At 69.6% G+C, this 11,804-nt stretch carries 5 protein-coding genes and 1 pseudogene; 4 read left to right on the top strand and 2 right to left on the bottom strand.

Going from position 1 to position 11,804, the window contains the following annotated elements; translation table 11 throughout:
* The first annotated feature begins 1 nt into the window (after position 1).
* Positions 2-1,192 (top strand): elongation factor Tu, encoded by a 1,191-nt coding sequence (gene tuf / locus Q0V34_RS13580; protein WP_297512752.1) that lies wholly within the window; start codon positions 2-4, stop codon positions 1,190-1,192.
* Positions 1,193-1,511: 319 nt separating this feature from the next.
* Here the strand turns inward: tuf and Q0V34_RS13575 are convergent.
* Positions 1,512-4,839 (bottom strand): annotated as a pseudogene (locus Q0V34_RS13575) (TonB-dependent receptor).
* A 194-nt stretch (positions 4,840-5,033) separates the two neighbouring features.
* On the opposite strand from Q0V34_RS13575, the gene Q0V34_RS13570 reads away from it, so the two are divergent.
* From Q0V34_RS13570 to Q0V34_RS13560, 3 genes are read left to right on the top strand one after another with little or no spacing between them, the layout of a single operon-like run.
* Entirely contained in the window at positions 5,034-6,554 is a 1,521-nt protein-coding gene (locus Q0V34_RS13570) for an efflux transporter outer membrane subunit (protein ID WP_297512750.1), read from the top strand.
* Positions 6,551-7,621: an efflux RND transporter periplasmic adaptor subunit gene (locus Q0V34_RS13565; RefSeq protein ID WP_297512747.1), complete on the top strand. Its 1,071-nt coding sequence runs from the start codon at positions 6,551-6,553 to the stop codon at positions 7,619-7,621. Before Q0V34_RS13570 ends, Q0V34_RS13565 begins: the two co-directional genes overlap by 4 nt.
* Positions 7,621-10,737: an efflux RND transporter permease subunit gene (locus Q0V34_RS13560; RefSeq protein WP_297512746.1), complete on the top strand. Its 3,117-nt coding sequence runs from the start codon at positions 7,621-7,623 to the stop codon at positions 10,735-10,737. The genes Q0V34_RS13565 and Q0V34_RS13560 overlap by 1 nt, the downstream gene beginning before the upstream one ends.
* Here Q0V34_RS13560 and Q0V34_RS13555 read toward each other — a convergent pair.
* Positions 10,734-11,729: a sensor histidine kinase gene (locus Q0V34_RS13555; RefSeq protein ID WP_297512744.1), complete on the bottom strand. Its 996-nt coding sequence runs from the start codon at positions 11,727-11,729 to the stop codon at positions 10,734-10,736. The genes Q0V34_RS13560 and Q0V34_RS13555 overlap by 4 nt on opposite strands.
* Positions 11,730-11,804: the final 75 nt, after the last annotated feature.

Raw genomic sequence — 11,804 nt, 5'->3', positions numbered from 1 at the left:
GATGGCCAAGGAAAAGTTCGAACGCACTAAGCCGCACTGCAACATCGGCACCATTGGTCACGTTGACCATGGCAAGACGACGCTGACGGCGGCGATCACGATCGTGCTGGCGAAGACGGGCGGCGCGACCGCCAAGAACTACGCCGACATCGACGCCGCGCCGGAAGAAAAGGCCCGCGGCATCACGATCAACACCGCGCACGTCGAGTACGAGACGCAGAACCGTCACTACGCGCACGTCGACTGCCCCGGCCACGCCGACTACGTGAAGAACATGATCACGGGCGCGGCCCAGATGGACGGCGCGATCCTGGTGGTGTCGGCCGCCGACGGCCCGATGCCGCAGACCCGCGAGCACATCCTGCTGGCCCGTCAGGTCGGCGTGCCGGCCCTGGTTGTGTTCATGAACAAGGTCGACATGGTCGACGACGAGGAGCTGCTGGAGCTCGTCGAGATGGAAGTTCGCGAACTCCTCTCGTCGTACCAGTTCCCGGGCGACGACATCCCGATCACCAAGGGCTCGGCCCTGGCCGCGGTCGAAGGCCGTGACGCCAACATCGGCGAAGAGAAGATCCTGGAGCTGATGGCTTCGGTCGACGCCTACATCCCGCAGCCGGAGCGCCCGGTCGACCAGCCGTTCCTGATGCCGGTCGAAGACGTGTTCTCGATCTCGGGCCGCGGCACCGTGGTCACCGGTCGCGTCGAGCGCGGCATCGTCAAGGTCGGCGAGGAAGTCGAGATCGTCGGCATCCGTCCGGTCCAGAAGACGACCTGCACGGGCGTGGAAATGTTCCGCAAGCTGCTGGACCAAGGTCAGGCCGGCGACAACGTCGGCGTGCTGCTGCGCGGCACCAAGCGTGAAGACGTCGAGCGCGGCCAAGTGCTGTGCAAGCCGGGTTCGATCACGCCGCACACCAAGTTCGTGGCCGAGGCCTACATCCTGACCAAGGAAGAAGGCGGCCGTCACACCCCGTTCTTCACCAACTACCGTCCGCAGTTCTACTTCCGCACGACCGATGTCACCGGCATCATCAAGCTGAAGGAAGGCGTGGAAATGATCATGCCGGGCGACAACGCCGAGCTGGACGTCGAGCTGATCACCCCGATCGCCATGGAAGAAAAGCTGCGCTTCGCCATCCGCGAAGGCGGCCGCACCGTCGGCGCCGGCGTGGTCGCCAAGATCGTCGAGTAATCTCGAACGATCTTCAGCACACGCTGAACTGAGCTAAGCGAAGGCCCCGGAGGAAACTCCGGGGCCTTTTGCTGTGAGGCGGTTCCGGAGATGTAAGACCCTCCCCCTTCGATGGGCGAGGGCAGGGTGGGGGTGACGCGGCGTCCGAGGCCGCGCGCGGCCTGACCTCCGCGGGTCACCCCCATCCCCGGCCCCTCCCCCATCAAGGGGGAAGGGAGAGCTTATCGCCTCAAATCCTCGGGCGCCGTCCGACGCGCAAGAAGACGGCGCGTCCCTGGGGGAGGACGCGCCGCAAGTCCCACACAAGACCGCCGAGGAACTAGAACTTCTTGCGCAGGCCCACCTTGTAGGTGCGGCCCAGCGGGTCGCCGGTGAACGGGTCGTAGCCCAGGTCGAGGCGGGCGTAGGACGGGGCCTTGTCGAAGATGTTGGTCACCGCCAGGGTCATGGTCGTGTCCCACGGCAGGAAGACGCGATACGAGAGGTCGGTCAGCACCTGCTTCTCGATCGTCTTGCCCGCGCTGACCGTCACCCCCGCGCCCGTGGTGTCCTTATAGGCGTTGGCCGCGAACGGCGCGGTGCGCTGGTCGGTGTAGCTGCCGATATAGTGGACCGTCAGGCGCAGGTTATGCGGCCCCTTGTTCCACTCGACATAGGCGTCGCCCTTCCATTTCGGGATCGGCACGACGGTGGTCTGGTAGTTCAAGAGGCCGACGGCGTCGAAGGGCTTCTCGACGGTGATCCCCTCCACCTGGGTGGCGCCCACCTCGTACTTCTGGACGTAGGTGGCGGTGCCGCCCAGGGTCACGTCGCCGCCCATCACGTCGCGGAAGCGATAGTCGGCCGTGAAGTCCAGGCCCGCGTTCTTGACCGCCGCGCCGTTGATATAGTTGGTCCGCAGGCGCGCGATGCTGGTCGTCGGCGTGCCGCACGCGCCGTTGAAGGTGAAGCGCGCCACCAGGGCCGCATAGGCCGGATCGGCGCAGTTGTTCGCTCCGGCCGCGCCGTTCGGATAGAGCGCGCTGACGATGCCCGCCACCGGCTCGGCGACGATCGGGTCCTTGAAGTCGAAATAGAAGTAGTCGACGCTGGCCTTGAACTCGCCGGCGTTGAGCAGCACGCCCGCGTTGAAGGTCTTGGCCTTTTCCGGCTTCAGCTTCGGATTGCCGTAGATGTCGACGGCCCGGAACACGCCCAGAATGCCCTGAAGCGAGGTCACCGAGGTGTTGGTCGTCACCGGGTCCGGCGGCCCGCGGAAGGTCGAACCGGCCGAGGCGCGGAACGCCAGCCACGGGGTGGCCTGCCAGCGCACCGAGGCCTTGGGATTGAAGGTCGAGCCGATCGCGCCGCCGTACTTCTCGTAGCGGGCGGCCAGCTGGGCCTGGAAGGTCTCGGTGATCGGGATCGACAGTTCGCCGAACCCGGCCATCACGTCGCTCTGATTGTCGGCCGGGGTGCCGACGCCCAGGAACATGAACGGGCCGTTGCGCGTCGAGCCCGTGCAGGTCGTGACGCCGAAGTCCGGCGTGTTGACGCACGGATTGATCAGGGCGTTGCTGATGTCGTTGTAGTCGGCCTTGAAATAGGTGCGGCGATACTGGACGCCGGCGGCCCAGGCCACGTCGCCGCCGGGCAGGCTGATGGTGGTCTTGCCGTTCAGCACCGCCTCGCCGACGAACAGGCGCGAGGACTGCTTGGTCGACAGCTTCTTGAAGAACCAGTCGACCAGATCCTTGTTGTTGGCCAGGGACGACGTGTAGAGCGGATTGGCCGTCCCGGTGATGGCGTTGCTGGGGATCGCGCTGGCGAAGGGGTTGTAATACATACACTGCCCGACGCCGGGCGTGCCCTGGATGCCGGGCGTGTTCTTGTCGCTGTCGCACAGCGGACCGCCCAGGCCCTGCAGCGCCAGGGCGAAGCGGTTGACCAGGGTGTCATAGCCGGTGCGGATGCCGACTTCCTGCGAATAGGTCAGGGCGACGTCCCAGCCGATGCCGTTGTCCCACTCGCCCGACAGGTCGGCCGAGACGCGGAAGGCGTCGAACGACCGCGACCCGATCGAGGGGCCGTAGCCGAACTTCGGATTGCCGCCCAGGCCGAACGGCCGGTTGGCCGCGTTGATGGCCCCGAAGGCGAAGACCGAGCTGGGCACGGTGGAGACCGAGCCGTTGACCAGGCTGGTCAGCTGCACCGTCGGATTGGCCGCCATGAAGGCGATCAGGCCGGGGTTGCTGGCCGGCACGATATAGCGGCCGGGGATCGGCGAGGCTTCCGCCGTCGGGGTCGCCAGCGCCGCGTAGGACGGCGAGGTGTTCCAGTCCGGAACGTCGGTGTGCGAATAGAGCACCTCGGCGTGGAACTTGGTCTTGGCCGACAGGTCCGCGTTGGCCTCGGCATAGGCCTGCACCGCGTTGGACTTCTCGACCAGGTTGTCGAACGGCGTGTAGTGCCAGTAGCAGACCGGCGTCAGGCCGGAGAAGCCCGGGAACCCGCCCAGGCCCGAACAGCCGGGGTCGCGCATGCCGTTGGTGGTGCTGGCCAGCGGGATGAAGGTCGAGGGATTGCCGGCCGCCGACCAGCCGGCCTCGGGGTTGCTCAGATACGGCCGGTTGGCCCAGTCGCGCTTGGCCACCGACAGCTTGGAGCGGTGCTGCCAGCCGACGCTGGCCAGGACGTTGCCGTTCTCCCAGACCTGCCCCCAGGTCAGGCTGCCGCCGTAGTCGCCCTTCGAGCCGTCGATGTGGCGGTAGTCGGCGCCCAGCTCCAGGCCCTGGAAGCTCTTCTTGGTGATGAAGTTGACCACGCCGGCGATGGCGTCCGAGCCGTAGGTCGCGGCCGCGCCGTCCTTCAGCACTTCCAGGCGGCCGATGGCGGCGGCGGGCAGGATGTTGGTGTCGACGATGCCGGCGCCGGCCGCGGCCAGCGGGTTGATGGCCAGGCGCCGGCCGTTCAGCAGCACCAGGGTGCGCTGCGAGCCCAGGCCCCGCAGGTTCACCGAGCCCGAGCCTTCCGAGCCCTGGGCGCGGCTGTCGAACTGGTTGGTGTCGCCCAGAACGCCGCTCGAGACCGACAGCGCCTTGATCAGCTCGACCGTCGAGGGCGAGCCGCGCTTTTGCAGTTCCTCGGCGCCGATCACCTTGACCGGCAGGGCCGCGTCCTCCGGCGTGCCCTTGATGAACGAGCCGGTGACGATGACTTCCTCGACCTGGGTCGGATTGTCGGCCGGCTTCTGCTGGGCCTGAGCGGCGCCGGCCATCGCGAGCACTAGAGCCAGGCCCGTGCCGCCCAACAGGGCGCTGTGTGGTTTCATGATCTTCCCTCCCTCGATTGTTGCTTGGACGGGCCTCGTTCGAGCGGGCCCTGTGACCGTGCGCGGTGTGGTGGCTAGCTGGGCGGCGACCTCCCGCGCGCGGCGGTGACGCGCCCCCGCGCGATCGCGTTGGCGACCCGCGCGAAGCGTTCGTTTTCGAAACCCGGTGATGCGTCTTCGAGCGCCGACAAGCCTTGGTTCCCCCTGGGCCGGACGTTTGAAAAGCCACGCATACTTCGTCGGTCTGGTAGCCGACGCGGGCGTCGACGATTGAGGTCGAACACCTGTTTCGATGATGGGGTATGTTTCGCGGCCGCGTCAACCGTCGCTCGGGCAGGGCGAGGCGGGCGCGGCGTCACGTCGCACGGCGACAGGGTATGGCGTCCACGACGTCCGGGACCCGACGAGACGCACACAAGCTGCGCTAAAGCGTTGCGCGGGGGGTTTTCGATCGGGGCTCGGGCGCCTAAGTGGGAGACCACTGGTCGCCAGAAGCCTGCCCGACGGCGGGGACAATTGGGTTTGAACTGAATGCGTCTCGCCAAGACCGGCGCCGCCGGGCGTCCTGGCCGGCCTGCTGGCTCCTCCGTGATCCTGCTCGCCTCGACCGTCGCCTTGGCGGGCGCGAGCCTGTCGGCCTGCACGACCCCGCCGCGCAAGGTCGATGTGCGCCTGCCCGCCGCCTATGAGGCGCCGGCGGGCCAGGCCCTGCCGTCCCAGACGCTGGACACCTGGTGGACCAGCTTCGACGACCCGGTCTTGAACGATCTGATCACGACCGCCCTGGCCCAGAGCCCCGACGCCCGCCTGGCCGCCGCCCGACTCGCGGAGGCGCGCGCCGTTCGCGAGGGCCAGCTTCGCCAGATCTATATCCCGCAGACGCCCCTGACCGGCTCGGCCAAGCGCACCGACACCCACATCATCGACCAGACCGGGGCCGGCGGCTTTACGCAAGGCGGGGTCAGCAAGAGCTACGCGGCCAATTTCGACGTCTCGTGGGAGCTCGACCTGATCGGCCGGCGCGGCGCCGCCCGCCGCGTGGTCGACAACGATCTGGCCGCCGCGCGCTTTTCCTATGAGGGCGCCCGCGCCGCCTTAGCCGCCAATGTCGCCCAGTCCTATTTCGAGGCGCGCGGCTACGCCGTGCAGCTGGAGGACGCCCGCGCCAACGCCCGCATCGCCGAGAGCCTGTTCAAGGTCGCCGACGAGAAGGGCCGCCGGGGCCTGTCGGCGACGTCCGAGGGCGACCGCACCGCGGCCGACCTGGCCCAGGCCCAGGCCCAGGCCGCCGCGCTGGAGGCGCAGCTGCGCGCGTCGCGCCGCAGCCTGCTGATCCTGGTCGGCAAGGGCGTCGACCCGCTGGCCAGCCTGCCGGTCGAGGCGACCCTGGCCAAGGCCCCGCCGGTCCCGGCCGCCGCTCCGGGCGAGCTGCTGGCCCGCCGGCCCGATGTGCGCGAGGCCGCCGCTCGGCTGGCCTCGGCCTCGGGCAATCTGAACATCAACGAGCTGGCCCTGTTCCCGACCCTGACCCTGACACCGGGCTTCGGGATCCAGAAGTCGATCAGCCCCAGCTTCCTGCAGTCGGGCGGCACGGTCTCGACGACCAGCTCGGCCTGGACCCTGGGCGCCAATCTGTCGACCCCGGTGCTGAACATCCCCAAGCTGCTGTCGGACATCAAGGCGCAGGGGGCGCGCGTAGAGCAGGCCGCCGTCACCTACGAGCAGACCGTCCAGCGCGCGTTCGGCGAGACCGAGAACGCGCTGACGCAATACGACGCCGACCAGCGCCGCGTGGCCCTGCTGGCCGCCGGCGAGCGTCGCGCCGCCGCCGCCTACGAGGCCAGCCGCAAGGGCTACGCCGCCGGCCTGACCGACCTGACCACGGCCCTGCAGGCCGAACAGGCCTGGCGCGGGGCCCGCACGGCCCTGACCGGCGCCCAGACCCAGGCGCTGCAACGCGCCGTCCAGACCTACAAGGCGCTCGGCGGCGGCTGGTCGCCCGAGTCCGTTCCCTCCAAGCCCGCCGATTTCGGCAAGCCTTCCGCCCGATGAGACCCGCCCCGATGACGACCCGCCATCTGATCGCCACCGCCCTGGTCTGCTCCGCGGTGGGCCTGACCGCCTGCGGCGGCAAGAAGGACAAGCCCGCCAGCGCCGCCGCCGCCCAGGCGCGCGCCGTCAGCGTCGGCACGGTCGAGACCCGCCCGCTCGGCAGCGGGATCGAGGCCTCGGGCCTCTTGGTCTCGCGCGAGGAGGCGGCCGTCGGCTCCGAACTGACCGGCTATCGCGTCGCGCGGCTCTATGCCGACGAAGGCGACTGGGTCCGCGCCGGCCAGCCCCTGGCCCAGCTGGACGACACCCTGCTGCGCGCCCAGATCGACCAGCAGGCCGCCGTCACCGCCCAGGCCCAGGCCGAGGCGGCGCGCGTCTCCGGCCTGGACGGCCAGGGCGTGCTCAGCCAGGAGCAGATCGAGACCCGCCGCTACCAGGCCAAGGCGCAGGAGGCGGCGCTGAAGGAGCTGCGCACCCGCGCCGGCCGGATGACCATCACCGCCCCGGTCAGCGGCCGGGTGCTGTCGCGCGGCGTCCAGCCCGGCCAGATCGCCGGCGGCGGGACCACCCCGTGGTTCAGCATCGCCCGCGACGGCCTGGTCGAACTGGACGCCGAGGTCAACGAGGCCGATCTGGCGGGCATCCGCGTCGGCCAGACGGCCCAGGTCTCGCTTCCCAGCGGCCAGCTGATCCCCGGCGTGGTGCGGCTGATCAGCCCGCGTGTCGATAGCACGAGCCGCCTGGGCAAGGTGCGCGTGCGCCTGCCGGTGCGGCCTGACCTGCGCCCCGGCGGCTTCGGCCGCGCCAATTTCGGGGCCTCGGGCGCGGCGGTCACCGCTATTCCGGAGTCGGCCATCCGCTACGAGGCCGACGGCCTCTTCGTCATGACCGTGGACAGCAACAACCGCGCCCATCAGGTCGGTGTGAAGATCGGCCAGAAGGGCGGCGGCTGGGCGCAGCTGGTGCAGGGTCCGCCGGCCGGAACCCGCATCGTCCTGGGCGGCGCTTCGTTCGTCACCGACGGCGACGTCGTTCGTCCCGCTCCGGCGGCTCAAGGCGCCCGCTAATGATCGAGGACCACAAGACCGGCGGGCTCCAGGTCTCGGCCTGGGCGATCCGCAATCCCATCCCGATCGCGGTGGTGTTCATCGCCCTGCTGATCGCCGGCATCGGCTGCTATCTGACCCTGCCGATCAAGCAGTTCCCGAACGTCGAGTTCCCCGCCGTGACCGTGACGGTCACCCAGAGCGGCGCGGCCCCCGGCGAGATGGAGACCCAGGTCACCCGGCCCATCGAGGACGCGGTGGCGGGCATCTCCAACGTCAAGGACATCAGATCCTCGGTCGTTCAGGGCGCCTCGACCACGACCATCCAGTTCAATCTCGGGGAGGACCTGCAGAAGGTCACCGACGAGGTGCGCTCCAAGGTCGACCAGACCCGCGCCATCCTGCCGCGCGAGGTGGACGCGCCGATCGTCCAGCGGCTGGAGATCACCAGCGCGCCGATCATCACCTACGCGGTCACCGCCCCAAACATGAGCCCGACCGAGCTGTCCTGGTTCATCGACGACACGGTCACCCGCGCCCTGCAGGGCGAGAAGGGCGTGGCCCAGGTGGCGCGCGTCGGCGGCGTCGACCGCGAGGTCAACGTCCTGATCGATCCCGATCGCATGGCCAGCTTCGGCGTCACCGCGCCGCAGCTCAGCCAGGCCCTGGCCAATTTCAGCGTCGACGCGCCCGGCGGCCGCGCCAATATCGGCGGCCGCGAGCAGACCCTGCGCGTCCTGGGCGCGGCGAACACGGTCGAGCAGCTGCGCGCCATCACCATCCCCGTCGGCGGCGGGCGCTACGTCAAGCTGACCGACGTGGCCCAGGTCGGCCAGGGCTCGGAGGAGGAGCGCGGCTTCGCCCGCCTCGACGGCCGCCCCGTCGTCGCCTTCCAGGTGATGAAGACCCGCGACAGCAGCGACGTCGCGGTCGAGGATCGCGTCAAGGCCGCCGTCGACCGCCTGGCCCAGAAGCAGCCGGGCGTCGCCTTCGTGAAGATCTTCTCGACCGTCGACGAGACCCGCGCCAGCTTCGCGGCCACCGAGCACACCCTGCTGGAAGGCATGCTGCTGGCCTCGCTGGTGGTATTCCTGTTCCTGCGCGAGTGGCGCGCCACCCTGATCACCGCCATCGCCATGCCGGTGTCGCTGGTGCCGACCTTCGCCTTCATGGCGATCATGGGCTTCTCGCTGAACGTCGTGACCCTGCTGGCCCTGACCCTGGTCATCGGCATCCTGGTCGACGACGCCGTGGTCGAGATCGAGAACATCGAAAAACGCGTGGCGCGCGGCCAGCGGCCGTTCCAGGCGGCGATGGAGGGCGCCGACGCCATCGGTCTGGCGGTCGTGGCCACCACCTTCACCATCGTGGCGGTGTTCGTGCCCGTCTCGTTCATGCCCGGCACGCCCGGCCAGTTCTTCAAGGAGTTCGGCCTGACCGTCGCGGTGGCCGTGCTGTTCTCGCTGGTCGTGGCTCGCCTGCTGACGCCCTTGCTGGCCGCCTATTTCCTCAAGCCCGCCAAGGCCCCGCATCCGCGCCGCGACTTCAAGGGCTTCTATCGCGACGTGCTGGACTGGGCGCTGGACCACCGGTTCCTGAGCCTGATCATCGGCACGGTGATCCTGATCGGCTCGTTCGGCCTGGCCGTCTTCCTGCCCACGGCGTTCCAGCCGGCCGCCAACAACAACTACTATTATCTGAAGGTCCAGGGCCCGCCTGGCGCGACCGTGGCCGACATGGACCGCACCGTCCAGTCGATCACCACGCTGTTCCGCAAGCGCGGCGAGGTCGCCCACGTCTTCGCCCAGGTCGGGTCGAACATCGGCAACGGCTGGGGCGGCCAGAGCGGCGCCGACATCCGCGACGCCACCGTCACCATCGTCCTGAAGGACGATCGCGACCTGACGGTCACGCAGATCAAACAGCAGGTCCGCAACAGCCTGCACGACATCCCCGACGCCCGCGTCAACCTGCTGGGCGACTGGGGCACGTCCGAGGTGCAGACCATCCTGGTCTCCGAGGACGGTCCGCTGCTGGAGCGCACGGCGGCCAAGATCGAGCGCGAGATGCAGGGCCTGTCGACGGTCGCCGACCCGCGTCCGTCCTCGCCGCCCAGCGGTCCGGAGATCCTGATCCGGCCCAAGCCCGACGAGGCCGCGCGCCTGGGCGTCAGCTCGGCCGACATCGCCGCCATCGCCCGCGTGGCCACGGTCGGCGACATCGACGCCAATGTCGCCAAGATGACCCAGGGCGAGCGGCGGATCCCGATCCGCGTGCGCCTGCCGGCCGAGAGCCGCCGCGACCTGGCGGCCCTGGGCGCGCTGCGCGTGCCGACCGCCGGCGGCGGCTCGACCCGGCTCGACACCGTGGCCGACCTGTCGTTCCAGGCCGGTCCGGCCAAGATCGACCGCTTCGCCCGCAAGCGGCAGGTGACCATCGAGGCCGACCTGAACAACGGCGCCCAGCTGGGCCAGGCGATGAGCGACGTCGGCAAGCTGCCGACCATGAAGAACCTGCCCGCCGGCGTCGGCCCCGCCTCGGCCGGCGACCAGGAGGCCTTCGTCGAGCTCTTCACCGGCTTCGCCGTCGCCCTGCTGTCGGCGGTCGGCCTGGTGTTCGGCGTGCTGGTCCTGCTGTTCCGCGGCTTCTTCAAGCCGATCACCATCCTGTCGGCCCTGCCGCTGGCGATCGGCGGCGCCTTCTTCGCCCTGCTGGTCACCGGCCAGTCGCTGTCGATGCCGTCGCTGATCGGCTTCCTGATGCTGATGGGCCTGGCGGCCAAGAACTCGATCCTCTTGGTCGAGTACGCGATCGAGCAGGAGCGGGCCGGCATGAGCCAGCGCGACGCCATCCTCGACGCCTGCCACGAGCGGGCCCGCCCGATCGTCATGACCACCCTGGCGATGATGGCCGGCATGCTGCCGACCGCGCTCGGCATCGGCACCGGCTCGGAGTTCCGCCAGCCGATGGCCGTGGCCGTCATCGGCGGCCTGATCACCTCGACCGTGTTGTCGCTGGTCCTGGTGCCGGTGGTCTATGAGATCATCGACGACATCGAGCACTGGCTGGCGCCCAAGCTCGGCCGCCTGATCACGCCGCGCGAGGCCAAGACCGAGCCGGCGGCGGAGCGGACCTAGCGGGCGAGATCGTCCCGCTTGGGCGCGTAGCGCAGGCGGCCGACGGTCCAGCCGGCCTCGCGGACCAGCTCGAAGGTCCCGCCCAGTTGCTGGGCCATGGCCCGCACGATGCGCAGGCCGAGGCTCTTCGACTGGGCGAGGTCGAAGCCCCCGGGCGGACCGGCGCCGTCGTCGGCCACCATAAGCTCGTGCAGCGGCCCGGTCTGGTCGAGCCGCACCCGCACCCGGCCGCCGCCGCCCTCGCCGAAGCCGTGCTCGAGGGCGTTGTTGAAGCTTTCCAGCATCACCAGGGTCACCGGCGTGGCCTGGTCGGGGTGGAGGGGCTGGTCGCCGCCCTCGATGGACAGGGCCACCCGCGCCCCGGCCGCCGCCGCCGCCCCCGACAGCACCCCCTCGGCGAAGGCGCGGAACGGGGCCGGATCGCCGACCGCGTCGTGCAGCTCGCGCTGGATCCTGGCGATCACGTCGATGCGCCCCCCGGCCTCGGAAAGCGCGTGACGGGCGTCGGCGTCCTCGACGCCGGCGATCTGCAGCCGCAGCAGCGCGGCCACCAGCTGCAGATTGTTGCTCACCCGGTGATGCAGTTCGCGATAGAGGAGGTCGCGGCTCTCGGCCAAATCGGCATAGCGGGCCCGCTCCTCCTCCAGTTGCCGCAGCGCGTTGCGCATGCCGTCGATGAAGAAGATGTCGACCGCCACCACGAAGGCGTAGAAGACCAGGGCCACCGCGGTCGGGAAGTTCAGGACGAAGGTGCGATACGGCGGGATGAAGAAGTACCAGGCCGCCACGCCCGACAGCACCGCGCACAGCAGGGCCGGCCGCAGCCCGGCGAAATAGGCGGTGACCACCACGGCCGGGAAGAAGGTCAGATACGGAAAGCCCGGCGGGAACCAGTCATTCAGCGCATAGCGCAACGCCCACGCGGCCAGCGCGGTGATCGCTCCGAAGACATAGCCGGCGGTCTTCCCCCGAATGATCGCGCCAATGGTCAAGCTTATCCCCTAAGAGCGCTAACCCGTGCGGCAAACCTTTGCATGCGTCAAGCCAGCGGCCCGCCAGACGGGCGC

Source organism: uncultured Caulobacter sp. (genome assembly GCF_947036865.1).
Taxonomy (GTDB): Bacteria; Pseudomonadota; Alphaproteobacteria; order Caulobacterales; family Caulobacteraceae; genus Caulobacter.
This window is presented reverse-complemented; position numbering and strand designations above follow the sequence as displayed.

Coding starts and splice junctions, on each gene's coding strand:
- tuf (WP_297512752.1), top strand. CDS start 2: ATGGCCAAGGAAAAGTTCGAACGCACTAAGCCGCACTGCAACATCGGC.
- Q0V34_RS13570 (WP_297512750.1), top strand. CDS start 5,034: ATGCGTCTCGCCAAGACCGGCGCCGCCGGGCGTCCTGGCCGGCCTGCT.
- Q0V34_RS13565 (WP_297512747.1), top strand. CDS start 6,551: ATGAGACCCGCCCCGATGACGACCCGCCATCTGATCGCCACCGCCCTG.
- Q0V34_RS13560 (WP_297512746.1), top strand. CDS start 7,621: ATGATCGAGGACCACAAGACCGGCGGGCTCCAGGTCTCGGCCTGGGCG.